The sequence below is a fragment of the Comamonas sp. DB36 genome, assembly GCF_057914905.1.
Genome location: NZ_CP196632.1, coordinates 229,159 through 254,987 on the forward strand (window position 1 = coordinate 229,159; position 25,829 = coordinate 254,987).

A 25,829-nucleotide genomic window follows, 5' to 3' on the forward strand; every position below is an offset into this window, starting at 1 on the left:
CTCAGGACACGCGGGCGACGGCAGGCTTGCCAATCGCCCGCGCATCGCGCCCCAGCCCTGCGACCGCAAGCGCCTCGATGGCGCTTGCGGTCTTTGCGCCGTAGTCCTTGAGCGGGTTGTACTCGGCGATTTCCAGGCCCACGAAGCCCGGGTCGTCACGGCAGCGGCGCAATGCCGCTGTCGCCTCGTCCAGACCTATGCCGTGGCGTACCGGCGTGCCGGTGGCGGGCGCATCGCCGGGATCGAGGCCGTCGAGATCGAAGCTCAGGCCCCAGCCCGCGCAGCCGTCCGACACAATGGCCTGGGCTTGCGCGAAGCAGGCTTCAAAGCCGCTGTGCACCACTTCTTCCATATACATCACGCGCACTCCCAGCGCATCGAGCAGCCGGCGCTCGGCGCTTTCGTAGCTGCGCGCCCCTATGATCACCAGCTTGTCGGCCGCCACTTTTCCCGACCAGCCAAACAGATCGGTGAACGCCGCGCTGCCATGGCCCAGCAGGGCCGCCAGCGGCATGCCATGCGGCGCGTGCGACTCCGAAGATTCGGGCGTATGCGCGTCGAGATGCGCATCGACCCAGATCAGGCCCAGCCGGCCCTGCGGCGACAGCGTCTGCGCGACGCCGCTCCAGGTGCCTATCGCGCACGAGTGGTCGCCGCCGAGCACCAGCAACTGCGTGCCGCTGCGCATCTGGCGCGCCACCGTATCGCCCAGCACGCGGTTGAAGCGGGCCACGGTGTCCATGCGGTCGCGCGCGAGAAACGGCTCGGCCGTGACCATGGACAGCGCCTGCAACGCGCAGCCGGCGTCGGCCAGGGCCAGCGCCAATCCGTGGTCCAGCAGCGCGCGCGCGCCGTATTTGCAGCCGCCGTCGACCGCGCCTTCGCCGATTTCCGCACCTATGATCTGCAGCCTTGGAGTCGAAGTGGTCATGTTGCTGCTCCTCAATGGGCGATTGCCGGCGACGCAGCCTTGCCCAGGGCATAGCCGTACAGGTCCTTGGGGTCCAGCAGCCGCGGAACGATTTCAAGCTGCCGGCCTATGTCCATGGCGCTTGCGCGCTGGTGCAGATAGCGCAGTGCCGACAGGTCCTCGAGCGCGAAGCCCACGGAGTCGAAGACCGTGATCTCGTCGGCGCAGATCCTGCCGTTTTCCAGGCCCTGGAGTATCTGCCACAGTTCGACCACTGGAAAGTCCGCGGGCAGCTGCTGCAGTTCGCCTTCGATGCGCGTCTGCGGCTCGAACTCCACCACCACCGTGGCCTGTTGCAGAATGCGCGCGTCGAGTTCGGTCTTGCCGGGGCAATCGCCGCCCACGGCGTTGAGGTGCATGCCGGCCACGATCATGTCTGGCGTCAGGATGGTGGCGCGGGATTTGTCGGCCGTGAGCGTGGTCACGATGTCGGCGCCAGCCAGCGCCTCGCGCACCGATTCGGTCGCGATGACCTGCAGCCGGCCGGAGCGGATATAGGGCGCGAGATTGGCCAGCAGCTTGTCGGTGGCTGAGCGGTCCACGTCGTAGGCGCGGATTTCGCGGATTCCCAGCGCATCCATGAAGGCGATCGCCTGGAATTCGCTTTGCGCGCCGTTGCCGATCAGCGCCATGCAGCGGCTGTCGGCGCGCGCCAGATGCCGCGCGGCCAGCACCGAAGTCGCGGCGGTGCGCAGCGCTGTGGTGATGGTCAGCTCGCTGAGCAGCAGCGGGTAGCCGGTCGCCACTTCCGCGAGCACGCCAAACGCCATCACGGTCGGCAACTGCTGCAGCGGATTGCGCGGGTGGCCGTTGACGTATTTGAACGCGAAGAACGTCTCGTCCGACGCCGGCATGAGTTCGATCACGCCGCCCGGCGAGTGGTTGGCGGTGCGCGCCGACTTCTGGAAGCTCTGCCAGCGCAGAAAGTCGTCGCGTATGAAATGGGTGATGTCCGCGAGCATGGTGGGCGTGCCGATCTCGGCCACCATGCGCTGAAGGTCTGCCACTCCCAGGTAGCGGGTCATATCGTGCTCCTCGCCAGCGCTGCGCGCGCCGGCCATGGAACTACTCTAGCCTTGCGGCCGCACCGCAAACGCGTAAATCCGCCGTTCCCGCCGCCGAAACGGCTGAAGGCACAGCAGCGCTCAGCCCATTCGGTCCGCAATGGTGAAAAGAGGAAAACCGGCGAATTCCTTGACCGTCTTCAGCTCGGTGCTGGTCACGATTTTTTCTATGCCCAAAGCGGGCTGGTCCAGCCAGGCATCGGTCAACGCCTGGTAATGCGCGAGGTCCCGGCAGCAAAAGCGCACCAGGTAGTCAAAGCGCCCGCTGACCAAGTGGCAGGCGATGACTTCGGGACAGGCGGCCACATGCCGCTCGAACAGGCGCACGGTCGCCTGGCGCTGGTCCTTGAGCGCCACTTCGGCGAACACCGCGACATGCGCGCCCAGCACCGCGCGGTCGAGTTCGGCGTGGTAGCCGCGCAGATGGCCATGCGCCTCGAGCGCGCGTATGCGTGCCAGCGCGGCCCGGGGAGACAGGTTCACGACTTCCGAAACGGCCTTGGCGCTGCTGCGACCGTGCTTTTGCAGGTGCTCCAGGATTCTGTAGTCAATCGCGTCAGGCTGCATTTTCAACCTCCGTGCGGGCGGTGGGCCCGGTGCCCAGCTTAGCAGCCCGAAGTGCCTTGCTGTCAGGCGTCGCAAGCCGCAGGCAGATGTTGCCTGATTCACCGAATAAAGAAAAAAGCTATCGTGGATAATTTCTTACAATGTAAAAACTATCAATCATTTAAGCTTTCGTTGACGGACCCGAGAAACCACCACTATCCACCCCGCAACCAAGCTCCGATGCGCAAACGCCCCAGCCCTTGCATTTTCCTGTACGCCTTGCTGTGCAGCAGCGGCGCTGTGGCGCAGTTGCCACCCGCATCGCCCTCTGTAGCGCCCGATGCCCGCCTCGATCAGCTCCAGCAGCAACGCCAGCAGGAGCGTGACAGAGCCTTGCGCCAGCGCATCGTCCCCGATGGCGATGTGCTCCAGGAGCAGTCCAAGGCGCAGGCACTGGAAATACCCGATGGCGAGGCGCCGTGCTTTGCCCTGCATGAAATCCGTATCACCGGCGCGCAGTCCGGCGATGTGCGCTGGCTGCGGGAGGCCGCGGGCCTGGACTTGCGGCGCAGGCCCTGCATCGGCGCCAAAGGCGTGGAAGTCATTCTGGCGCGCATGCAGCACGCGCTTGTGGCGCGCGGTCTCATCACCTCGCGCGTGCTGGTCGTACCGCAGAACCTGCAAAACGGCGTGCTGGAGATTGCGTTCATTCCGGGTGTGCTGCGCGATGTGCGCTTCCATCCCGACAGCGCTGGCGACGCTTCCATACTGGACGCCCTGCCGCCCCGGCGCGGACAGATGCTGCAGTTGCGCGATATCGAACAGGGCCTGGAGAACCTCAAGCGCGTGCCCACGGCCGATGCCGACATCCAGATCGTGCCCGCCGAAGGCCAGGACGTGGCGCCGGGGCAAAGCGATCTGCTGATCAGCTACCGCCAGACGAATCCGTTTCGGCTGAATCTGTCCCTGGACGATGGCGGCACGAAATCGACCGGCAAGCTGCAGGCCGGGGCCACGCTGTCCTGGGACAACCCGCTGCTGCGCAACGACCTGGTCTACCTGAGCCTGGGCCGCGGCCTGCGCAACCGGGACCGCCGCGGCTCGGAAAACGTCTCGGTGCATTACTCCGTGCCGCTGGACTACTGGCTGCTGGGCCTGACGGCTTCGTCCAATCGCTACCACCAGTCCGTGGCCGGCGCGTATGAAGAATACGTTTACAGCGGTGAATCCAGCCAGCTCGATGCCAGCCTCAGCCGAGTCGTCCACCGCAATGCCTGGTCACGCACCACGGCCGGCGTGCGCGCCTTCCACCGGGCATCGTCCAATTTCATCGACGACACCGAAATCGATGTCCAGCGCCGGCGCACCGGGGGCTACGAGTTGAATGTTGCGCAGCGCAGTCACCTGGGCGCGGCGCTGTTCGAGGGCAAGCTGGCGTTCAAGCGCGGCACGGGTGCGTTTGGCGCGCTGCGGGCGCCCGAAGAGCTCTGGGACGAAGGCACTTCGCGTATGAAGATCTACCTGCTGGACCTGGGGCTGAGCCGGCCGTTTGCGCTGGGCGGCGCCCGCCTGCGCTATTCCACGGCCTGGCATGGCCAGTGGAACGCGACGGCGCTGACGCCGCAGGACCGCATCGGCATCGGCGGGCGCTACACCGTGCGCGGCTTCGACGGCGAAAGCACGCTGCTGGCCGAGCGCGGGCGCTACTGGCGCAATGAAATCGCGATGGCGCTCAATCCCGCGGCCGAAGCCTTTCTTGCGCTGGACACCGGCCGGGTCAGCGGCCCCTCGGCTGCGTACCTGGTAGGCCACTCGCTGACGGGCGCGGCCATCGGCCTGCGTGGCGCCGGAAAAGGCATTGCCTACGAAGTGCTGCTGGCCAGGCCGCTCAGAAAGCCCGAGCACTTTCGCACTTCGGACACCAATCTGGCCTTCAACCTGAATTACAGCTTCTGAGCGCCCACGATGAATAAACACCTTTTAGATTTGATCAGAGCCTAGGCGCTAAGAAATAGTGGAGATATATTTAGAAACGCCTGGACTGACTCCATGCGGGCTTACCCGAGTGCTCACCAGTGGCAGCGAAGATGGCCAAAGGCGGCTGGAACTTGCGGGTCGGGGAAATATGGCTGGCAAGCCGCGGCCACCAGGCCGAGATCCGCGACCGCATTGCCGTAAAAAGGTGTTCACAGGCTGTCTGCGCCCCGGCTTGGCCGCCTCTTTTGTGCTGGCGTGCCTGCTGCGCGGGCAAGCGCCTGGTGGTCTGCAGCAGGTGATGAAGCGCGCGCGAAACCGATGCGCCATGTGCGGCAAGGCGCATGCATACATTTGCCATCGCAGAACATCATCAAAATGTCCATGCAAAGTTACCCGTATTTGTACAAAGAGTTACAATTGTAATTATCGTTATAAATTTTAAGAAGAACCCGATTTGGGATGCGGGGGCATGGCTTGTCTTTCATTGGCTCACCAGCGCCGGCCCCCCATTTTTTGTCATCCGGATTGACGAGTGCAGAGCCGCTTTGATATCCACTGAAAATTCTTATTCCCGTGGCATTTGTCTGGCGTCGAACGTGTTCGCACTTGAGCAAGAAGTCCCATGAAACGGCGCACTCGCCCGCAAGGCGCGAGCAGCCCCAGGACGCATCGCGGTCGACCTATCCCTGGTGGAAGCTCGCGCGCTTTCGCTGCAATAAATCAGCGCTCCAGACAATAGCGTGCTGCGCTGCAAAGCATTTGCCCGGTCTTGCGCCTGGTGCAACTTCAAGGCGTTAGAACGCGGCTTGGCATGGGAACCGGCCGCAGTGTTTGCCCGGTTCGTTCGCTCCTGCTGCCCCCGGCCATTGGCCAGCCCCGCTTCCGGCCCTGGGCCAGCGTGCCACGGCACGCTGGCTTAAATCCACCTCCCACCGACGGGATTCACCACCGCACTGAACTCGCTTCGCCCGGCTCCGGGGACGGCGCATTTGGCGCACCCATCTTCTTAAAGAGACAAAATAATGAACCAATTAAAAATTTCGTCACGGCTGATCGTGGCATTCAGTGTTCTGGTATTGCTGCTGGTCGCCTTGGCGGGGATTGGACTGTGGCGTTCCGCCAGTCAGCGCGCAGAACTGACGGATGTGGTGCAGCGGCGCATGCCGCTGAACAAGGCCTTGAATACGGTGATCGATCAGGTCAATGAGCAGGCAATCCTGGTGCGCAACCTGGCGATTTTCTCGTCGAGCGCGATCAAGAAATCCTCTCTGGAGCGGATTGCTGCCGCGCGCGCCGACGTGGTCGTGCAGTTCAAGATCCTGGAGAGCATGATCAATTCGAGCGACGGCAAGGCTCTCCTGGACAAGATGCAGATCACGCGTGCTGCCTTTCTGAAGTCGGGCAACGAGTACATGGCGCTGGTGCAGCAGGGACGGATGGAGGAAGCCCTCATGTTTCTCGAGGAGAATTTCCGCCCGGCCCAGCGCGCTTATCAGGCCGACATCATGGCGCAGATGGCTTTGCAGGAGCGCCGCGTGAATGAGGCAGGCGCACGCGCCGAAGCCAGCGCCGCGGCGCTCGAACGCGATATCCTGATTGCCTCCAGCATCGCGGTGCTGGTGGCCATCCTGATGGCGATCAGCATCATTGGCTCCATCGTTCGTCCCCTGCGGCGCGCGGTTGAAGTCTCGGATCGCATCGCCAGCGGCGATCTCAGCTCGCAGATCGTGGTCGATTCCAATGACGAAACCGGTCAGCTGCTGCGCTCCATGCAGAAAATGCAGCAAAGTCTGGTCAACACCGTGAGCCTGGTGCGACAGAACGCCGAAGGCGTGGCATCGGGCAGCGCGCAGATCGCTTCGGGCAACAACGATTTGTCGGCGCGCACCGAGGAGCAGGCGTCGGCGCTGGAGCAGACCGCTGCCTCCATGGAGCAGCTGGGCTCGACGGTGCGCCAGAACGCCGAGAATGTGCGTGCTGCGAATGAGCTCGCGGTGAATGCGTCGACGGTGGCGTCGCAGGGTGGCGAGGTCGTGGCCGAAGTCGTAGAGACCATGAAAAGCATCAACGCCAGCAGCGCCAAGATTGCCGACATCATTTCCGTGATCGACGGCATTGCCTTCCAAACCAACATCCTGGCGCTCAACGCTGCCGTCGAGGCCGCGCGCGCGGGCGAGCAGGGCCGGGGCTTTGCCGTGGTCGCCAGCGAAGTGCGCAGCCTGGCGCAGCGCAGCGCGGACGCCGCCAAGGAAATCAAGGCACTGATTACTTCAAGCGTCGAGAGCGTGGGGCAGGGTAGTGCTCTCGTGGACAGGGCCGGAACGACCATGACCCAGGTAGTGCAGGCGATTCGCAATGTGACCGACATCATGGGCGAGATCAGCGCCGCGAGCAGCGAGCAAAGCGCGGGCGTGGGCCAGATCGGCGAAGCCGTCACGCAGATGGACCAGGCCACGCAGCAGAATGCGTCCCTGGTCGAGGAGATGGCCGCCGCCGCTGGCGCGCTCAATCACCAGGCCGACGAGCTCGTCAAGGCGGTGTCGGTGTTCACGCTCGGTGGCAGCAGCGCCCCAGCCAGCGTCTCCCGGCTGAAGGACGCCGCGCCAGCGCGCGTGCCTGCGGCCAGGCCCCTGGCCACGCCGCGCGTGCGCATCGAAGCGCCGGCCCCCGCCAAGACGCCGGCTGCGCCGGCCGGCAACAGCCAGGGCGAGTGGGAAAGCTTCTGATCCACAGATGGCCTGCGCGGGACGCGATTCCCCTGGCGTCCAAACCCCGAGAAAGCCCGCGTTAAGCGGGCTTTTTGACGTCTTGAAATGGGTGATTTGTTAGATCATTGTTTTTTTTGTTTCATTTTGACACATACCTGCCGATACTGAAGGGGAGAGCAATGCCAAATCAACAAGGAGTGCCATGAGGTTCTGCGTCATCAATGTGGGTGGCTTTTGCTATACCGCCTTCTCCCCCAGCACATGTGAAGCCGTCGCCGATGCCTTGAAGCGCTTTCCCAATGCCAGAAGAATCAGTGTCCGCTCCAGGCAGCATTGGGCCCTGCCCAGCTTTCCGGGCACATCGAATGACGTGCTGTGCCTGGTGGACAGACACGCCCAGGGAGAAAAGAACGGCTATGCCCGATTGCCCACGGCCAGCAATGCCGTGCGTCAGGCTGCCTGGGGCATGGGCCCGGCCTATTGCGAGCAAGCGCTGCACTGAGGGCAGCGCTTGGCATGGAGCGCGTATTGTCTGGCAAAGGGAGGGGGCTCATGAATGAGTGTGTAGCGTTTTGGAAAAGTGGTGCCTGCAGGGCCTGGAACGCATGAGCACGCCAGCGCAGCAGACCCGCATCGCCACCGCCCGGGGTCATCTGCATGTCAGGTGCTGGGCCGGCGCCGCGGGCGGTGAAACCCGCAGTCCCATCGTGCTGCTGCACGATTCGCTGGGATGCACGGCGTTGTGGCGCGATTTTCCCGACGCGCTGGCGCGCCTGACCGGCCATCCCGTGATCAGCTATGACCGGCTGGGGTTTGGCCTGTCGGACGCCCATCCCGGCGTGCTCGGCGTGGATTTCGTTGCCACCGAAGCGCAGCACAGTTTTGGCGCGCTGCTCGATGCCTTGGCTATCGACCGCTTCATGGTGTTCGGCCACAGCGTGGGCGGCGGCATGGCGGTATCGATTGCCGCGGCCTACGGCATGCGCTGCCAGGCGGTGATCACCGAATCGGCGCAGTCGTTCGTCGAGCCGCTGACGCTGGACGGCATTCGAGCGGCGCGCGATTCGTTTGCCGCGCCCGGGCAAATGCAGCGGTTGGAGAAATACCATCCCGGCAAGGCGCAGTGGGTGCTTGATGCCTGGGTCAACACCTGGCTTTCGCCGGAGTTTCGCGGCTGGAATCTGGACGCGGCGCTGGCGCGGCTGCGCAGTCCGCTGCTGGCGTTCCACGGTGCCGATGACGAGTTCGGCTCGGCGCGCCAGCCCCAGCGCATCGCCGATTTGGCGGCTGCGCCGGTCGAGCTGGTTTTGCTGCCCGGCTGCGGCCATGTGCCGCACCGCGAAAGCACGGCGCAGGTGCTCGAGCGGGTACAGCACTTCGTGGCGCAGGCACGGCTTCAGGCCGATTCCGCGCGCTCCAGCGCCGGGTAGTCGGTATAGCCCTGGGCCGTGGGCGGCGCGAAGAACGTGGCGCGGTCCGGCGTGTTGAGCGCCGCGCCCAGGCGAAAGCGCTCGGGCAGATCGGGGTTGGCGAGAAATGCGCTGCCAAACACCGCGGCGTCGGCCGCGCCATCGGCCAGTGCGCGCTCGGCGCTTTGCTGCGTCAATCCGCTGCCCATCAGATAGGTGCCACCGAAGCGCGGGCGCAGCAACGCGTGGTAGTCGACGGCCGTGCCGAACAGCGCGACATGCAGGTAGGCCAGGCCCCGGCCGCGCAGCTGATCCACCAGATAGCAATAGGTCTGCTGCGGGTCGTCGTCGCTGATGCTGTTGTAATTCATCTCGGGCGAGATCTTGATGCCCACGCGGTCGGCGCCGGCTTCTTCGGCCATTGCCGTGAGCAGTTCGAGAATGAAGCGCGCACGGTTTTCGACCGAGCCACCATAGGCGTCCTCGCGCCGGTTGCTGCCCGATGACAGAAACTGTTCGGGCAGGTAGCCCGAAGCCGCATGCAGTTCGACGCCGTCGAAACCGGCGTCCAGCGCGCGGCGCGTGGCCTGGCGGTAGTCGTCGACCACGGCCGCGATGTCGGCCAGCGCCAGCGCGCGCGGGGTGACGAAATCGAGCTGGCCGGCCGGCGTCCAGGCCTGGCCCGCAGGCCGTATCGCCGAGGGCGCCACCGGCGTTGCGCCGTCCAGCAGTGCAGGGTGGGAGATCCGGCCGCAATGCATCAGCTGCAGGAAGATGCGCCCGCCGCGGGCGTGCACGGCGGCGCTGACCTTTTTCCAGGCCGCGGCCTGGGCGTCGTTGGCGATGCCCGGCGTGTGCACATAGCCCTTGCCCATGACCGAAGGAAATACGCCTTCGGAGATGATCAGCCCGGCGCTGGCGCGCTGGGCGTAATAGGTGACGGTCAGCTCGCCGGGCAGCCCGTGGGCGTCGGCGCGCGAACGCGTCATGGGGGCCATGACCAGGCGGTTGGCCGCCTCGAGTCGGCCTATGCGTACCGGAGAAAAAAGCGCGTGCATGGAAAGTCCTGGAGAAATGCACATGGGAGTGCGATGGACGTATTCTTGATTGCTCCCGCAAAGAGATAAAGGCGCTAAAGTGGTATTCATTGATCCAAAAATGGCGCAATCAATGGAACTGCTGAATGACATGGCCCTATTTGTCGAGGTCGGCCGGACGCTGAGCTTTCGCCGCGCAGCCGAGAACCTGGGGCTGCCGAGTTCGACCGTGTCGCGGCGCATAGGCGCGCTTGAAAAGGCCATAGGCCTGCGGCTTTTGCACCGCACCACGCGCAAGGTGGAATTGACCGAGGCCGGCCAGCTGTATCACGCGCGCTGCCGGCGCATCGTCGAGGAGGCGCGGCTGGCGCATGAGCAGCTGGGTGAAATGCAGGCCCAGCCCAGCGGCAAGCTGCGCGCCTCGCTGCCAGTCGACTTCGCAACGCTTTACCTTGCGCCCTTGATCGCCGAATTCGCCGCGCTCTACCCCGGAATACGCTTTGACTTCGACCTTACACCGCGACGCGTGGACCTGGTGTCCGAGCCTTTCGATGTCGCCATCCGCATGGGCGAGCTGCAGGACTCGAACCTGATTGCACGCTTGCTCGCGCGGCTGAGCGTGCAGGCCTATGCGTCACCGCGCTATCTGCAGCGCGCGGGCGAGCCGCAGCACCCGGTCGATCTGTCACGCCACGAATGCCTGGGCTTTTCAACCAGCGGCAAATGGCTGCTGCACCGCGCCGGCGAAGAAGTCGAGGTCGCGGTGGGCGGGCGCTTTCAAGTCAACAGCGTGGGCATGTTCCAGCGCCTGGCGACGCTGGACCTGGGCGTGGTGCTGCTGCCGGCGGAAATCGTCGCCGACGATCTCGCCGCTGGACGGCTACGGCGGGTTCTTGCCGACTGGCAGGGCCGGGCCACGCCGGTCTATGCCTTGACCGAAACGCGGCTGCTGCCGGCCAAGACCCAGCGCTTCATCGAGTTCCTGCAGCAGCGCCTGGGCCGGGAATAATGCGCTGCCGGCGGCATTTGAAAATGCTCCAGGCGCGGCACGCAGACGCCTGCAGTGCGCTGTCCGCGCTTGATCTGCATCAGATCAAATGGGATGAAACACCGCCTGCCGGAAAATGGCATTGACAGGCTTCAGACGCAAATACTACATTTTCTATCGATGTCTGAATCCATGAAAACCAACGCCGTCTCGCAGTCCCAGGATTATTTGCTGTCGGAACAGATTGGCCATTTGCTGCGGCGCGCCTATCAGCGGCATAGTGCATATTTCCAGCAATATATTCCCGATTCACAGCTAACCAGCGCGCAATTTGTCGTGCTGTGCGCGGTGCGCGATCGGGACGGTGTTTCACTGGCCGATATTGTCAAGGCCACGGTGATAGACCAGGCGACGATACGCGGTGTGGTCGAGCGGCTGCGCCAGCGTGAATTGATAGCGATAGAAAACCACAGGACCGACCGGCGCAAGGTGGTGATCCATTTGACGCCCGCAGGCCGCCGCCTGGTGCGCGACATGGCGCCGTTCGCCCAGCAGATCAGTGCCAGCACCTACGGCGCGCTCAATGCCGCGGAACGCGTGGCCATTGACTTTCTGCTGCGCAAGATGCTGCTGGCTGCGGCCTGACATGGAAAAAAAAGCCTGGGCAACGCGCGCCCAGGCTTTTTCTTGCGCGCAGCGCGCGTATCAATCCAGCACGCGGTTGCGCGATTCGACGTCGACCGACCAGATGGCGATCGCACCCGCGACCAGCATGGCCGACAGCACGAACAGCGACAGCGTGAAGTGCGTGGTCATGATGGGGGCGATGATCGCGGGAGCGAACAGGCCGCCGAAACGCGCGACCGCGCCGGCCATGCCCATGCCGCTGGCGCGCAGGCTGGTGGGGTAGACCTCGGGAGTGAACGCATACAGCGCCCCCCAGGTGCCCAGCAGCGAGAAGCTCATCAGCAGCGTGGAGCCGACGACCACGGCGGTCGAGGTGCCCAGGCTGTACAGCAGGCAGCCGACGGCGCTCAGCAGCAGGAAGCCGATCAGCGTGGGCTTGCGTCCCCAGCGCTCGACGCCATAGGCCGACAGCGCGAAGCCCGGCAGCTGCACCAGGGCCAGCACCACGAGGAATTCCTGACCGCGCATGAAGCCGAAGCCCGAGCTCGCGAGCTGTATAGGCAGGTAGACGAACACGCCGTAGTAGGCAATGGAGATCAGGGCCCAGGCCGCGAGCAGGCCGAAGCTGCGGCGGCGCAGCTCGTGCGAGAACAGCGCGAACACCGACTTGCGTTCCTGTTTCTCGGGTTGCAGCGCGGGAATTTCCACCTGGCTGCCGTTGACCTTGGCCACGCGTTGCAGAACTTCGCGCGCCTGGTCCGACTTGCCGTTGCGGTTGAGGAACATCGGCGATTCGGGAATGTAAAAGCGCAGCACCACACCGATCAGCGCCGGGATGCCGGTGACGAAGAAGATCAGGCGCCAGGCGTCGTCACCCCAGGACACGGCAATCAGCGACAGGATGGCCAGGAAGATCGTGCCTATGGCCCAGAAGGACTCGAGCAGCACCAGCCAACGGCCGCGCTTGTTGCTCGGCAGGAACTCGGCCATCATCGTGTAGTCGACCGGCAGCGTGCCGCCCACGCCTATGCCGGTGATGAAGCGCAGCACCAGCAGCCAGGCCAGATCGGGCGCGAAGGCCGAGGCGACGCCGGCGCAGGCATCGATCACCACGGCCATCATCAGCACCGGACGCCGGCCTATGCGGTCGGCGAGGCGGCCGAAGACGAAGGCGCCGATCAGCATGCCGATGAAGAACAGCGTTCCCGTGCTCAAGGCCTGGGGCATGGTGATGCCGAAGGATTTGGCGATCGAGGGGGCGCTGAAGCCTATAGACAGCACCTGCATCGCGTCAGCGAGCCATACCAGACCGAAAATCACGAAAAGACGATATTGGAATTTGCCGACCCCTGCGGTCTGTATCCCTTTTTCGACGGAAATCAATGTGGATGACATGTAAAGTTCCCTTGGTAAATCTTGGCGATGTTTTTAAACCTATGGTTGCAAGGCAATTGGCCTTGCAAAGCTCCAGAGGCTTTTGTTTGAATATCCATCCCGCAGCTGAATTGATTTGCAGCCGTCAGGGAGTTAGCGCTGGTCCAGATTGAATGCGATGGGCTGTTTTGCCGGAGCTCCTCATGGGTGGCCAAGAATGGATTCCAGGCCGGGGCCGGTTTCCGCGTGATTTTTTTCATGGTTTTCAATGCGTCGCGGCGGCCGCGCGCAGTTTGCTGATCGCCGTCGTGTCATGGGGCCAAGCTTTTTCCTCCGGAGCAAAACGTTCACGCAAGTAAGCAGTCAAATCCAGAATCTGGGCGTCGTCGAGGCTGTCCTTGAATGCCGGCATATGGCCCAGCGCTTCATTCGCCGGAGACTGGATGCCGTGCAGAATCACCTGCACCAGGTTGTCGGGCGTGGCCGCATGCAGGTTGGTGTTGAGCGCCAGCAAGGGCTTGGCGCCGAACAGCGTGGGGCCGCTGCCCGCTTCGTGGCAGACCGCGCAGGCGTTCTGGTAGATGCGCTCGCCGTTGGCATGCTGGGCATAGACCGGCGCGGGGGCAGGCGCCACTGCAGGTGCAGCCGCGGCGGGCGCGGCCTGCACGGCAGCGGCCGGCTTGGCATTCGGCAGCTCCAGCAGATAGGTGGTGATCGCGCGCAGATCGCTGTCGGGCAGCTCGGCCAGGCCGTGGATCACGGGCGCCATGGGGCCGGCGGCGACGCCGTGCTGCGGCGAGAAGCCGCTGCGCAGGTATTGGTAGAGCGTGTCGCGCGTCCAGGGGCGCTGGCCTTCGGCCAGCTGGTTGAGCGCCGGCGCCTTCCAGCCTTCGGCTTCGCCGCCGCCCAGGTAATGGATGCCGGTCTTTTCTGCGCCCAGCGCATTGCGCGGCGAATGGCAGGCCGCGCAATGGCCTGCGCCTTCGACCAGATAGGCGCCGCGGTTCCACTCGGGCGTGCGCGCCAGGTCGGGCTTGAACGGCGTGGCGTCGTGGAACAGCGCATTCCAGCCGGCCATGGCCGTGCGCAGGTTGTAGGGAAAGGCCAGCTGTGTCTGCGGCGCCTGGGCCTTGACGGGCGCCTGTGCCATCAGATAGCCATAGAGCGCCTGCATGTCGCCGTCGCTGAGCTTGGCAAACGCGGTGTACGGGAACGCGGGATAGAGCTGGCGGCCATCCTGATGGATTCCCTGGCGCATCGCGCGCTCGAACGCGGCAAACGACCAGCGGCCTATGCCGGTCTCGTTGTCGGGCGTGATATTGGTCGAGTAGATCGTGCCGAACGGCGTCTCCAGCCCGAAGCCGCCGGCATTGGCCGCGCCGCCGGGCGCGGTATGGCAGACCACGCAGTCGCCCGCGGCGGCGACCAGCCGGCCGCGCTCTATGGCCTGGGCGGAATAAAGTGTCACGTCGGGGCCCGAAGTCAGGGGAAGCGCGGGCTTGAGCGGCCAGGCCATGGCGGCCAGGCCGGCAACGCCCACGGCGCCCGCGGCCAGCCAGCCCCAGGGACGTTTACCCAGCGCGGCGCCGGACTCGGGCGCGGCCAGGCCGCGGCGCAGCTGCTCGGAATCGAACGGCACTTCGCGCAGGCGCACTCCGGTCGCATGCGCAATCGCGTTGGCGATGGCCGCGGCCGCGGGCAGGGTCTCGACACCGTCAAGGTCCAGCCGGCCTTGCTTTATCAGGCTGCCTTCGGGCAGCAGGGCTGGATCGGCGCAGGGTGAGCGCAGCACCAGGCCATGGGCCGCGTCGCGCGGACTGTTCCAGTCGTCGAATGCCGATGCCGCGCCCAGCAGCTGGCGCGCATTGGCCAGCAGCTGCGGGTCCTGCTCCTGGATTTCGGGGCGCAGCGTTGCGGCCTGCGCGGCCTGCAACTGCTGGCTGTCGTGGCCCGCGACCACGCGCGTGACTTCGATCGCTCCGGTCTGCGGATGCACGGCGACTTCGGCGACCCAGGCGCTCCAGACCAGGCGGTCCGCGCCCGATGCGTCCAGCGTCTGCAACTGCGCGGTCGCAAAACCGCGGCCATGGAGTCGGCCGTCGGCGCCGGTCTGGGCAAAGTCCTGCTGCTTGCCATGCCACTGCGCGCGCTCGGCGACCTGGCGGGCGAGGTCCTGCGCCCGGCCTTGCAGATGCTCGATGCGAAAGGCCAGCGGATCCAGGCCCTGGGCCAGCGCCTGTTCATGCCACAGGCTTTCCTGGGCGAACACCTGGGCGGCGTTGAGGTCCTGCACGCCCGCATTCCGGGCAATGGCAGGGGTCTTGACCGCCTGCACCGTGCCTGCGTCGCGCACGCTGGCCTGGGCCGAGGCGCGCGCCAGTTCGGGCTGGCTCAGCAGCCGCGCCAGGCTGGGGCGCACGGACCAGGGGGCATCCGAAGTGAGGGTCGCGGCGGGCGCGGCCATGGCCGGCAATTGCAAGTCGGTCGATGGCGACGCTGCGGGCACGCACAGTACCAGCGGGGCCTGGGCGCTGCCGGACTGGCAGGGCACGCTGACGGGCCGGCGCACGGCCTGGGACAGCAAGGCGGCGTCGGCCGCGGCGTCCAGCAGGTCCAGCAGCTGCAGCGGCTCGGCCGCGCCGGCGGCGATTGCCGGGCTGATCAGTTGCAGCGCGGCTTCGTGCCGTTGCAGCAGCGCGGCGAGTTCGCGGCGCAGCGTGCGCAGGGTCTGGGCGCTGCAGGGCGGCAGCCAGATGCTGGCCTGCTCGGCCAGGCACCAGACCACGACCTGGGCCGCGCCGTGCCGCGGCGCGTGCGCCATCTGCCAGACATATTGCGCTGTGGGCGCGCTGTGTGCGGTCAGCGGTGGGGCGCTGTCGGGCACATGCCAGACAGGCGCGAGGCTGCTGGCCGCCTGCAGTGCGTGGGCGGGCGTGGCCGCGACCACGCCCAGAAAATGTTGTTGCTGCACGGCCGCGACCACGCCGGTCATGGCGCGCACCGCGGCGAGTTCGGCGCTGACCAGTTCGCTGCCCTGGTAGCGCAGGCCGTTCCAGCGCGCCTGCGGCGGGCGCAGCGCCAGGCCGTGCAGCAGCTCGGCGGGCAGCGCGGGCGTGGCGGCGTTGGTGTGCGGGGACAGGCTCATTGCGCGCCCCCGGTCTGGGCGGACTGGGCCTGGCGCAGGCGCGCAGCGCGCAGCGCGGCCTGCATGATTTCCACATGCGTGCCGCAGCGGCACAGGTTGTGGCTCAGCTCATTGCGCAGCTGGGCTTCGGTGGGGTCGGGGTTGCGCCGCAGCAGCGCCTCGACGGTCATGATCATGCCGTTGAGGCAGTAGCCGCATTGCGCTGCCTGGCAGTCGATGAAGGCCTGTTGCGTGGGGCCGGGCTGGGCGCGCGAGCCCAGGCCTTCGAGCGTCGTGACTTCGTGGCCTTGCGCGGCGCGCACCGGAATCACGCAGGAGCGCGCGGCCACGCCATCGATCAGCACCGTGCAGGCACCACATTCCCCCAGACCGCAGCCGTACTTGGGGCCGTTGAGCTCCAGGTCATTGCGCAGTACATAAAGCAAGGCCGTGTCGGGCGTTGCTGCCGTCGTGCAGTCGCGGCCGTTGACGCGCAGTTGCAGGGGGCTGGAGGAAGAGGTGGTGGCCATTTTGTGCGGTGGTTCGTGGGTGGGCGCCAGGGCGGTCAGGCCGCGATCTTCACCTTGGGATCGACCAGGGGCGCATTGAACACGTCGTAACCGAAGCACCAAGCAGGGTCTTCATTGGTGCGCAGCCAGGTGTTGTCGTGCGAAATGCGCTGTACCTTGCTGGCGCGTTCCGTGCGGTTGGCTTCGTAGAGCGCGAACGCCAGCTCGTGGTTGTGGGCGCCGACTTCCTTGAGGCAGCGCGCGAGCATGGCGCCGTCCTCGATGGCCATGGCCGCGCCCTGGGCCATGTGCGGCTTCATCGGGTGGCAGGCATCTCCCAGCAGCACCAGCCGGCCGCGGCTCCACAGCGGCAGCGGATCGCGCTCGAGCAGCGACCACTTGGTGACTTCCACGGTGGCGTCGATCAGCGCCTGCACCGTGGGATGCCAGCCGTCGAACGTGGCGCGCATCTCTTCCTTGCTGCTGGGCAGCCAGCGGTCGCCCAGGTCCCACTGCTCGACGGGCACGCCGGTCACGTAGTACAGCTCGTCGGCCTTGCCGGTGACGAAGTAGGTCATCATGTGGCGGTCTTCGCTCCACCACTTCACGCAGGCGTCAAACGGCAGCATGCCGGCCTTGACTTCGGGCGTGGGAAACACTGCGCGGTGGGCCAGATAGCCCGCGTACTTGGGCGGCTCCACGCCTAGCAGCTCTTCACGGATGCGCGAGTTCACGCCGTCGGCGCCGATCACGATGTCCGCCTCTTCAGTCGTGCCGTCGGCAAAGTGCATCACCACTACGTCGCCGCGGTCCTCGACCTGGGTCAGGCTCTTGCCATAGGCCATGACGCTGTCGGGCAGGGTGTCGATCAGCAGCGCGTGGAAGTCGCCGCGGTGCACGGTCAGATAGGACGCGCCATAGTTCCTGACCGCGAAGTCGCCCAGCGGAATCTGGGCCATCACGTCGCCGGTCTGCCAGTGGCGGCTGTACCAGTAGTCGGGGTGCGAGCCCTGGGCGTTGAGCGCGTCCTCTATGCCGATGCGGCGCAGGATCTTCATCACGTTGGGCCCGACATGGATGCCGGCACCCAGGCGCGAGAAGCTCGGCGACTGTTCGTAGACGCGGACGTTGAAGCCCTCCTGGAGCAGCAGCTTGGCGGCGGCGGCGCCGCCTAGGCCGGCACCGACCACAGCGATACGGGGGGATTGAGACACTTGAGAACTCCTTGCTGAAATGAGAGAAAAGCACATGCGGCCGCAGCCTGTCATTGCCCTGGTTGAGCAGTTTCCGTGCCAACCCTGGAAAAAGCTTTTTTGCGTGTGTACGCTCTATTTTTCGTCCAAGCGCAATGCACCAAGGAGAGGATTTCTACCTAGTCCCGCGCAATTTAATGGTGCATGTCCGCACCAAATCAACGATTTATCGCCGAGGAGGTTGAATTTTGGCTGGGCACGGGTTTTGCACTATTGAGCGTATACGCTTTATTAAGTAGTATCTTTCCATCTATCCCCTGAAAGCCCAGACCATGACCAAGACCTACCGTATCGGCCAGATCGTTCCCAGCTCCAACACCACCATGGAGACCGAAGTGCCGGCCATGCTGCAAGCCCATTCGCTGCTGCGTCCCGAGGACCGCTTCACCTTCCACTCGAGCCGCATGCGCATGAAGAAAGTGGTCAAGGAAGAGCTGGCCGCGATGGACGCCGAAAGCGACCGCTGCGCGCTCGAGCTCAGCGATGCGCGCGTCGATGTGCTCGGCTATGCCTGCCTGGTGGCGATCATGGCCATGGGCCATGGCTACCACCGCGTGTCGCAAAAGCGCCTGACCGAATGCACGGCCAGCAACGGCGCGACCGCTCCCGTGATCACCAGCGCGGGCGCGCTGGTCGAGGCGCTCAAGGTGATGAAGGCCAAGAAGATCGCGCTGGTCGCGCCCTACATGCTGCCGCTGACCCAGCTGGTGCGCGACTACATCGCGGCTGAAGGCTTTGAAGTCGTCGACTGGCGCGCGCTGGAGATTCCCGACAACCTCGATGTCGGTCGCCACGATCCCGCACGCCTGCCCGGCATCGTCGCCGGCATGGACTACGGCGACGCCGACGTGATCGTGCTGTCGGCCTGCGTGCAGATGCCTTCGCTGGCGGCCGTGGCCCAGGTCGAAGCCGAGACCGGCAAGCCGGTGCTCACGGCCTCGATTGCCACCACCTACGCCATCCTCAAGGAACTGGGCCTGGACCCCGTGGTGCCGGGCGCGGGCGCGCTGCTGTCGGGCGCCTATCCCTACGCCAAGGCCTGAACGCCGCGGCCGCCCCCGGGCGGCTTTTATGCCATCGCACTTTTGCCGAGCACATCCATGTCCACAACTTCCAGCACTTATCTCTACGGCGGCCAGGTCCAGGCCAACGGCATTCGCCAGCACTATCTGCGCTATGGCGGCAGCGCGGGCGCACGCGCCGAACGTGACGCCGTGATCCTGATTCCCGGCATCACCAGCCCGGCCGTGACCTGGGGCTTTGTCGCCGAACATCTGGGCCGCGAGTTCGATACCTATGTGCTCGATGTGCGCGGCCGCGGCCTGTCGGCGTCGGGCCCGGGCCTGGATTACGGCCTGGACGCCCAGGCGGCCGACGTCAATGCGTTCGCCCAGGCGCTGGGCCTCACGCGCTATGCGCTGATGGGGCATTCGATGGGCGGACGCATCGCGGTGCGCGCCGCGCGCGCCCAGCCGCAAGGACTGACACGCCTGGTGATCGTCGATCCGCCGGTGTCGGGTCCGGGCCGGCGCGCCTATCCCGCGGCCCTGCCGTGGTACGTGGACTCGATCCGCCAGGCGACGCTGGGAATGAACGCCGAACAGATGCGCGCGTTCTGCCCGACCTGGACCGAAGAGCAGCGCCAGCTGCGCGCCCAGTGGCTGCACACCTGCCATGAGCCGGCCATCGTGCAAAGTTTCGAAGACTTCGGCCGCGACGATGTCCATGCCGATCTGCCCCACCTGGCCCAGCCGCTGCTGCTGGTCACGGCCGAGCGCGGCGATGTGGTGCGCGACGCCGACGTCGCCGAATGGCAGGGCCTGGCGCCGCAGACCGCGCATGTGCGCGTGCCCGGCGCGGGCCACATGATTCCCTGGGACAACGAGGCCGGCTTCTACGCCGCGCTCGGCGACTTCCTCGGCGCGCGCGTCGACTGATCGCCTTGTTCCGTCCTTTGCTTTCCCCCATGACAAGGAGCACGCCATGTCCGTCAGCGATATCGATCTGATCCACGCCTGGAAGCAGGTGCTGGCGCTGTCCCGGCTAGCGCCCGGCCAGATCGTCACGGTGCTCACCGGCGCCGACACCCACCCGCAGACGCTGCGCTGCGCGATCGCCGCGTCCAGCGAAATGGGCGCGCGCGTCAACCGCCTTGATCTGCCGCCCGTCAACGCCGAGAAGTCGCTGAGCCGCGATGCGCTCGCCTATCTGGGCACCACACCGCTCACCGGCAACCCGGCGGCGATTGCCGCGCTCAAGGCCAGCGATCTGGTGCTCGACCTGATGACGCTGCTGTTCTCGCCCGAACAGCACGACATCCTGCAGTCGGGCACCAAGATCCTGCTGGCGATAGAGCCGCCCGAAGTGCTGTGCCGTCTCGTGCCCACGGCCGCCGACCGCACGCGCGTGCAGGCTGCGGCCCAGCGCATCGCGGCCGCGCGCCAGATGCACATTACCTCCAAGGCCGGCACCGACCTGCGCTGCGAACTCGGCAATTTTCCGGCGATCAGCGAATACGGTTTCGTCGACGAACCCGGGCGCTGGGACCATTGGCCCAGCGGCTTCGTGCTGACATGGCCGAACGAAGGCGAAAGCAACGGCCGCGTGGTGCTCGACCGCGGCGACATCCTGCTGCCGCTCAAGGACTATGTGACCGAGCCCATAGAGCTGGTGATAGAGAAGGGCTTCGTGACGCGCATCAGCGGCGGACTGCAGGCCGAGATCCTCAAGGAATACATGGCCTCGTACGAGGACCCCGAAGCCTATGCGGTCTCGCATGTGGGCTGGGGGCTGCAGCCGCGCGCCCAGTGGGCCATGCTTGCGCACTACAACAAGGAAACGCATATCGGCATGGACGCGCGCGCGTTCGAAGGCAACTTCCTCTGGTCCATGGGGCCGAACAACGAAGCCGGCGGCAGCCGCACCACGGCCTGCCATATCGACATTCCCATGCGCCACTGCAGTGTGGCGCTCGACGGCCAGGCCATGGTGATCGAGGGCGTGGTACAGGATGAACCAGGATTGGCGCGCGCTGCGCGCCGCAAGGAGATCGCATGACAGAACAACGGATTCCCACCGAAGGCGTGTCGGGTGACATTTCCGCCTATGCGCGCCAGGGCTTTGGCACGCCGCTGCCCCTCAAGGCGCCGTTCGGCCTGCTGATCATCGACTTCGTCAACGGCTTTGCCGATCCGGCGGTGTTTGGTGGCGGCAACATTCCTGAAGCCATAGCTCAGACGCGCGAACTGCTGGCGCATGCGCGCGCCCAGGGTTGGCCCGTGGCGCACAGCCGCATCGTGTTCTCCGACGACGACGCCGACAGCAATGTCTTCTGCCTCAAGGTGCCGGGCATGCTGACGCTCAAGGAAGACAGCCCGGCCAGCGCCATCGTGCCTGAACTTGCGCCCGCGGCCGGCGAGTATGTGGTGCGCAAGAGCACGCCGTCGGCGTTCTTCGGCACCATGCTCGCGCCCTGGCTGGCGCAGCGCGGCGTGCAGACGCTGCTGGTCGCGGGCTGCGTGACCAGCGGCTGCGTGCGCGCCAGCGTGGTCGATGCCATGCAGTCGGGCTTTCGCCCGCTGGTCGTTGCCGACTGCTGCGGCGACCGCGCGATTGGCCCGCATGAAGCCAATCTCTTTGACATGGCGCAAAAATACGCGGCCGTGATGCCGCTGTCCCAGGCGATTGCCGAAACCAAATCGCTGTCGCGTTGATCGGTCTGCATGCGGGCCTGCCCGCATGCCATGATTTTCTTTTGTAGCCCGCCATGACCCTGCCCCAGCCCCCCGTACTGCACGAGCAGTTGCTTAGCCGCCCCGGCACCTTGCTGGTGGTGCGCGCGCCGGTCGCGCCGCCGCGCCCGATTCCCGGCCAGCCGGGAACGGCTTCCGACTATGTGCAGCCCACGCCCGAAATCTTTGTCGCGCTGCTGGCCGCGGAGCAGGGCTGGCGCGCCCTGGCCTTCAACGGCCATGTGGATCTGGGCACGGGCATTCGCACGGCGCTGGCGCAGATCGTCGCCGAGGAGCTCGAAGTGCCGCTGGAGCGGCTGGAGATGGTGCTGGGCCATACGGCGGCCGCGCCGAACCAGGGGCCGACGATTGCCAGCGCCAGCATACAGATTTCCGCCGTGCCGCTGCGCCGCGCCGCGGCCCAGGCGCGCGAGCAGCTGCTGGCGCTGGCCGCGCAGCGCTGGGCGGTGGCGCCCGAGCAGCTGCTCGCGCGCGACGGATGCATTGGCTTTGCCGATGGCGCTGACGCGCGCGTTCTCGATTATGGCGAACTGCTGCAGGGCCGGCAGATCCAGCTCACGCTGGCCGCGCCCGAACAGCCCGTCAAGCTCAAGCCCGCATCCGAGTACCGGCTCGTGGGCAAGGGCGCGGCGCGCGTCGACATCCCCGCCAAGGCCACGGGCGAGCTGAGCTTCGTGCACGATGTGCGCGTTCCCGGCATGCGCCACGGCCGCGTGCTGCGCCCGCCGCACCCGGGGCGCGACGGCGGCGATTTCATAGGCCATTGCCTGATCGATGTGGACCGCACGTCGGTCGCCCATCTGCCGGGCCGGGTCGAGGTGGTGGTCGAAGGCGATTTTGTCGGCGTGGTCGCCGACCGCGAGGAGCAGGCGATTGCCGCAATGCGCGCGCTGCGCGTGCACTGGAAGAGCGTGCCGCCCGCACCCGATCTGAGCGACCTGGAAGCCGCGCTGCGCGCCAACCCCGCGCAGCGCCGGGCGCTGGTCGATAGCGGCGATGTGGACGCCAGCGCTGCCAGCGCCACCACGCATCTGCGGCGCAGCTATGTCTGGCCCTACCAAATGCATGCCTCGATCGGCCCGTCGTGCGCGGTTGCCGACTTCCAGCAGGGCCGGCTTACCGTGTGGGCCGGAACGCAGAACCCGCACATGCTGCGCACCGACCTCGACCGGCTGCTGCAGCTGGGAGAAGGCCGCATAGACATCGTGCGGCTCGAAGCCGCGGGCTGCTACGGCCGCAACTGCGCCGACGATGTCTGCGCCGACGCCGCGCTGCTGGCGCGCGCCGTGGGCGCGCCGGTGCGCGTGCAGCTCACGCGCGAGCAGGAGCACCAGTGGGAGCCCAAGGGCACGGGCCAGCTGATGGATGTGGCCGCGGCGATGGACGCCGACGGCGAGCTGCTGGCCTATGACTTTGCCGTGCGCTACCCCTCGAACGACGCGCCCCTGCTGGCGCTGCTGCTCACGGGCCGCGTGGCCGGCGCGCCGCGCACGCTGGAGATGGGCGACCGCACGGCCGTGCCGCCCTATCGCTACCGCGATCAGCGCATTGCCAGCCACGACATGGCGCCGCTGGTGCGCTCGTCCTGGCTGCGCGGCGTCTCGGCCCTGCCCAATTCGTTTGCCCACGACTGCATGATTGACGAGCTCGCGCAGGCGGCCGCAGCCGACCCGGTCGATTTCCGCCTGCGCCATCTTGACGACAGCCGTGCCAGCGAGCTGCTGCAGGCCACGGCCCGGCATGCGGACTGGCAGCGCGGCGCCCGGGGCAGCCGCGGCCGGCCCGCGGCCGACGGCTGGCTGCATGGCCGCGGCGTGGCCTATGCGCGCTATGTGCACAGCCGCTTTCCGGGCTTTGGCGCGGCCTGGGCGGCCTGGGTCATCGATCTGCGCGTCGACCCGGCCAGCGGGCGCATCGAGGTCACGCGACTGGTCGTGGGCCAGGACACGGGAATGATGGTCAACCCCGACGGCGTGCGCCACCAGATCCACGGCAATGTGATCCAGACGCTGAGCCGCAGCCTGATGGAGAAAGTCGCGTTCGACGCGTCCGGCGTCAGCAGCCGCGAATGGGGCACCTATCCCATCATCGGTTTCAAGGCCTTGCCCGACATCGAAGTGCTGCTGATGCCGCGCCAGGACGAACCGCCCATGGGCGCGGGCGAATCGGCGTCGGTGCCCGGCCCGGCGGCGATCGCCAATGCGCTGTTCGACGCGACCGGCAAGCGTTTTTATGCCGCGCCGTTCACGCCCGATGCGGTGCGCAGGCTGCTGGCCGCCTGAAGGCCGGACGCAAGCCTCGAAGTCAGGGCCGGGCGCTCAGATCGGAACCGTGCGTGACAGTTGCAGCAGCTTTTCCACCAGACGTATCACACTGCTCTGGTTCTGGTTGCGGTGCGTCGCCAGCGAGAAATCCAGGTTCTGGCCGGGCATGGTGGCGGGCAAGGGGGCCAGCGCACCCAGCGCGATCGCATCCTTGACCATGGCCTGGGGCAGCAGGGAGATTCCGCCTCCCGCCATCACGATGTCGACCAGGCCCTTGAGCTTGTTGCAGGTGGACAGGTTGGCCATGTTCGCACCCCGTTCCCGCAGCTGGCCGTGGGCCAGCGTGAAGTAGTCCGAAGGCTTGGAGACACACCATAGCGGCTCCTGCGTCAGCAGCGCAGCCAGTGGCCGGGGCCGGCCGTCGGCCCCACGCAGCAGTGCACTGGCGCCTACCCAGATCATAGGCGCCGTTCCCAGCGACTGGTAGACCAGTGCCGGATTGCTGGTGGTGTTGGCCACGACGGCGATGTCCAAGGTGCCGTCCTCGAGTTGCTCTTGCAGCTTGATGCCCAGTTCCAATTCGATCTCATAGGTCAAACGTGGAAATGCCAGGCGCAGCGCGGGAATGAGCTTGCCAAACCATGTCATACCCACCTCGCCCAGCCCTATGCGCAGCGTTCCCGTTGGATTGGTGGCCGCCTCGGCATCGTTGAAGGCGTTCTCCACGCAGCGCAGCAAGGGCTCGACGCGAGCCACGAAATGGCGCGCCGGCAGGGTCAGCTCCATTCTGCGGCCGCGCTTTTCAAACAAGGCAAAGCCCAGCGAGCTTTCTAGCTCCTTCATGCGCGCGGAAACGGCGGGCTGGGTGGTGTGCAGGCGCTGCGCTGCGGCGCTGAATGTGCCGAGCTTGGCGATCCAGCACAGCGTTTCGGCATAAATCAGATTGGGGCGCGGCATGGAGGGCGGGGAGGCGACAGGGCGGTTGCGCGCCATTGTAGGGGCGGGCGCCGCGCGGGCAAGTTATCAGAATTTCTAATGAATTCCCATCACCAACTTTCGTTGGATTTAGCCGGGGTGATTTTCTACAATTTTTCCAATGATCTGGATTTGAACGGCTGGAGATTATTGAAGGAATACGGAACTGATATTCAAGTGGAAATTTATGGGCCGCGTTTTGAAAACGGCAGCTTTCTGATCTGCCTTGGTGGCCCAGGGCGTGCGGGCGTGGCACCTGGCGCGGGCATGTGACGCCGCAGTAGCTGAGCCAGGAAGGAGTGGGCGCTCGTCCCGAACAGTCGCACAGCCAAGGAACTTTTGAATGAGGCATGGCCTGAAAACCATTCAGCTGCGATGAATGCCAGGCAATGGCCGCTTTCACCGGGGAATATGCCGATGAAACCGATTCGCGCGCCTGCGGTTTGAGATCCGCATTCTGCATAAAACCCTGCAACACCCCATAGACAGAAGACATCCATGAGCACGACACAACAACAGGTATCCGCAGCGGAGTGGCAGGTGCGCCAGGACCTTGCCGCTGCCTACCGGCTGGCCGCGATTCATCGCATGACCGACCATATCTACACCCACTTCTCCGCCCGGGTGCCCGAGGAGGAGGATCATTTCCTGCTCAATGCCTATGGCCTGGCATTTGATGAAATCACCGCTTCCAACCTGGTCAAGGTCGATCTTCGCGGCAGCATCGTGCTGGATGCGACCGGGCTGGGCATCAATCCTGCGGGTTTTGTGATCCACAGCGCCGTGCATGCGGCGCGCCACGATGCCGCCTGCGTGATGCACACCCATACGGCGGCCGGGATAGGGGTGTCGGCGCAACAAGCGGGCCTGCTGATGATCTCCCAGCATGCGATGCGCTTTCACGGCAAGCTGTCGTACCACGACTACGAAGGCGTGGTGCTCGAGTGCGGCGAGCAAGGCCGCATTGTCGCCAACCTGGGCCGAAACAAGGCCATGATCCTGCGCAACCACGGCCTGCTGGTCTGTGGCGACAGCGTGGCGGATGCTTTTGACGAGCTCTATTATCTGGAGCGTGCCTGTCAGGCCCAGATCGCGGCCCAGGCGGGCGGGCTGGCGCTGTGCGTGGCGTCGGACGAGGTCGCCGCCAAGGTCGCCGCGCAATTCGATCTGCCGCATCGGCCTTCCCGGTCCAAGCAATGGCCGCCGCTGATCCGCATGCTGCAGCGCGTGCAGCCGGCCTACCAGGACTGAG

22 protein-coding genes are annotated in these 25,829 nt (G+C 65.8%); 13 read left to right on the top strand and 9 right to left on the bottom strand.

The annotated features are described in order from the left end of the window. Position 1: 1 nt before the first annotated feature. The 3 genes from ACSVDO_RS22075 to ACSVDO_RS22085 form a co-directional block, all read right to left on the bottom strand. Positions 2–931 carry an arginase gene (locus tag ACSVDO_RS22075; RefSeq protein ID WP_489597213.1) on the bottom strand — a complete coding sequence of 310 codons (930 nt, stop codon included), beginning with the start codon at positions 929–931 and terminating at the stop codon, positions 2–4. A gap of 11 nt (positions 932–942) precedes the next feature. Beyond that, positions 943–1,995 carry an ornithine cyclodeaminase gene (gene ocd / locus ACSVDO_RS22080; protein WP_489597215.1) on the bottom strand — a complete coding sequence of 351 codons (1,053 nt, stop codon included), beginning with the start codon at positions 1,993–1,995 and terminating at the stop codon, positions 943–945. A gap of 120 nt (positions 1,996–2,115) precedes the next feature. Then, positions 2,116–2,601, bottom strand: a complete 486-nt coding sequence (locus ACSVDO_RS22085) for an Lrp/AsnC family transcriptional regulator (protein ID WP_489597216.1) — start codon at positions 2,599–2,601, stop codon at positions 2,116–2,118. A 219-nt stretch (positions 2,602–2,820) separates the two neighbouring features. Here ACSVDO_RS22085 and ACSVDO_RS22090 point away from each other — a divergent pair, with 219 nt between their 5' ends. The 4 genes from ACSVDO_RS22090 to ACSVDO_RS22105 all read left to right on the top strand — a co-directional run bounded on the left by ACSVDO_RS22090 (position 2,821) and on the right by ACSVDO_RS22105 (position 8,695). Further along, positions 2,821–4,536 carry a ShlB/FhaC/HecB family hemolysin secretion/activation protein gene (locus ACSVDO_RS22090; RefSeq protein ID WP_489597217.1) on the top strand — a complete coding sequence of 572 codons (1,716 nt, stop codon included), beginning with the start codon at positions 2,821–2,823 and terminating at the stop codon, positions 4,534–4,536. A gap of 1,043 nt (positions 4,537–5,579) precedes the next feature. After that, on the top strand, positions 5,580–7,283 hold the full coding sequence (locus ACSVDO_RS22095) for a methyl-accepting chemotaxis protein (protein ID WP_489597218.1): 1,704 nt from the start codon (positions 5,580–5,582) through the stop codon (positions 7,281–7,283). A gap of 184 nt (positions 7,284–7,467) precedes the next feature. Then, positions 7,468–7,767: a hypothetical protein gene (locus ACSVDO_RS22100; RefSeq protein WP_489597220.1), complete on the top strand. Its 300-nt coding sequence runs from the start codon at positions 7,468–7,470 to the stop codon at positions 7,765–7,767. A 103-nt stretch (positions 7,768–7,870) separates the two neighbouring features. Next, positions 7,871–8,695, top strand: a complete 825-nt coding sequence (locus tag ACSVDO_RS22105; RefSeq protein WP_489597221.1) for an alpha/beta fold hydrolase — start codon at positions 7,871–7,873, stop codon at positions 8,693–8,695. Here the strand turns inward: ACSVDO_RS22105 and ACSVDO_RS22110 are convergent. Beyond that, positions 8,662–9,732: an alkene reductase gene (locus ACSVDO_RS22110; protein WP_332539284.1), complete on the bottom strand. Its 1,071-nt coding sequence runs from the start codon at positions 9,730–9,732 to the stop codon at positions 8,662–8,664. The two genes, ACSVDO_RS22105 and ACSVDO_RS22110, sit on opposite strands and share 34 nt — an antisense overlap. A 112-nt stretch (positions 9,733–9,844) precedes the next feature. Between ACSVDO_RS22110 and ACSVDO_RS22115 the strand changes: the two genes are divergently transcribed. Both ACSVDO_RS22115 and ACSVDO_RS22120 read left to right on the top strand, forming a co-directional pair. Next, positions 9,845–10,720 carry a LysR family transcriptional regulator gene (locus tag ACSVDO_RS22115; protein ID WP_332539286.1) on the top strand — a complete coding sequence of 292 codons (876 nt, stop codon included), beginning with the start codon at positions 9,845–9,847 and terminating at the stop codon, positions 10,718–10,720. Positions 10,721–10,891: 171 nt separating this feature from the next. Beyond that, a complete protein-coding gene (locus ACSVDO_RS22120; RefSeq protein WP_489597383.1) occupies positions 10,892–11,344 on the top strand; it encodes a MarR family winged helix-turn-helix transcriptional regulator in 453 nt (150 codons plus the stop codon). 60 nt (positions 11,345–11,404) lie between these two features. On the opposite strand, the gene ACSVDO_RS22125 is transcribed toward ACSVDO_RS22120, so the two are convergent. From ACSVDO_RS22125 to ACSVDO_RS22140, 4 genes are all read right to left on the bottom strand, one after another. Further along, positions 11,405–12,721 (bottom strand): MFS transporter, encoded by a 1,317-nt coding sequence (locus tag ACSVDO_RS22125; protein WP_489597223.1) that lies wholly within the window; start codon positions 12,719–12,721, stop codon positions 11,405–11,407. Between the two features lie 244 nt (positions 12,722–12,965). After that, the gene (locus tag ACSVDO_RS22130) at positions 12,966–15,845 is read right to left on the bottom strand and encodes a c-type cytochrome (protein ID WP_489597224.1); all 2,880 of its coding nucleotides are present in this window, start codon (positions 15,843–15,845) and stop codon (positions 12,966–12,968) included. Beyond that, a complete protein-coding gene (locus ACSVDO_RS22135; RefSeq protein WP_332539292.1) occupies positions 15,842–16,354 on the bottom strand; it encodes a (2Fe-2S)-binding protein in 513 nt (170 codons plus the stop codon). Before ACSVDO_RS22135 ends, ACSVDO_RS22130 begins: the two co-directional genes overlap by 4 nt. 35 nt (positions 16,355–16,389) lie before the next feature. Beyond that, positions 16,390–17,547, bottom strand: a complete 1,158-nt coding sequence (locus ACSVDO_RS22140; RefSeq protein ID WP_489597227.1) for an FAD-dependent monooxygenase — start codon at positions 17,545–17,547, stop codon at positions 16,390–16,392. Between the two features lie 311 nt (positions 17,548–17,858). Between ACSVDO_RS22140 and ACSVDO_RS22145 the strand changes: the two genes are divergently transcribed. From ACSVDO_RS22145 to ACSVDO_RS22165, 5 genes are read left to right on the top strand one after another with little or no spacing between them, the layout of a single operon-like run. Continuing rightward, the gene (locus ACSVDO_RS22145) at positions 17,859–18,629 is read left to right on the top strand and encodes a maleate cis-trans isomerase family protein (RefSeq protein ID WP_332539296.1); all 771 of its coding nucleotides are present in this window, start codon (positions 17,859–17,861) and stop codon (positions 18,627–18,629) included. Between the two features lie 57 nt (positions 18,630–18,686). Beyond that, positions 18,687–19,523: an alpha/beta fold hydrolase gene (locus tag ACSVDO_RS22150; protein WP_489597228.1), complete on the top strand. Its 837-nt coding sequence runs from the start codon at positions 18,687–18,689 to the stop codon at positions 19,521–19,523. A gap of 46 nt (positions 19,524–19,569) precedes the next feature. Then, entirely contained in the window at positions 19,570–20,643 is a 1,074-nt protein-coding gene (locus tag ACSVDO_RS22155) for a 2,5-dihydroxypyridine 5,6-dioxygenase NicX family protein (protein WP_489597230.1), read from the top strand. Beyond that, entirely contained in the window at positions 20,640–21,299 is a 660-nt protein-coding gene (locus tag ACSVDO_RS22160) for an N-carbamoylsarcosine amidohydrolase (RefSeq protein WP_489597232.1), read from the top strand. The genes ACSVDO_RS22155 and ACSVDO_RS22160 overlap by 4 nt, the downstream gene beginning before the upstream one ends. A 53-nt stretch (positions 21,300–21,352) precedes the next feature. Next, positions 21,353–23,620: a xanthine dehydrogenase family protein molybdopterin-binding subunit gene (locus ACSVDO_RS22165; RefSeq protein ID WP_489597234.1), complete on the top strand. Its 2,268-nt coding sequence runs from the start codon at positions 21,353–21,355 to the stop codon at positions 23,618–23,620. A gap of 36 nt (positions 23,621–23,656) precedes the next feature. Here ACSVDO_RS22165 and ACSVDO_RS22170 read toward each other — a convergent pair whose 3' ends face one another. Then, positions 23,657–24,559 (bottom strand): LysR family transcriptional regulator, encoded by a 903-nt coding sequence (locus ACSVDO_RS22170; RefSeq protein WP_332549666.1) that lies wholly within the window; start codon positions 24,557–24,559, stop codon positions 23,657–23,659. 78 nt (positions 24,560–24,637) lie between these two features. Between ACSVDO_RS22170 and ACSVDO_RS22175 the strand changes: the two genes are divergently transcribed. Further along, positions 24,638–24,850 (top strand): hypothetical protein, encoded by a 213-nt coding sequence (locus ACSVDO_RS22175; RefSeq protein WP_489597236.1) that lies wholly within the window; start codon positions 24,638–24,640, stop codon positions 24,848–24,850. Between the two features lie 225 nt (positions 24,851–25,075). Continuing rightward, positions 25,076–25,828: a class II aldolase/adducin family protein gene (locus ACSVDO_RS22180; RefSeq protein ID WP_489597237.1), complete on the top strand. Its 753-nt coding sequence runs from the start codon at positions 25,076–25,078 to the stop codon at positions 25,826–25,828. The last annotated feature ends 1 nt before the right edge of the window (position 25,829 follow it).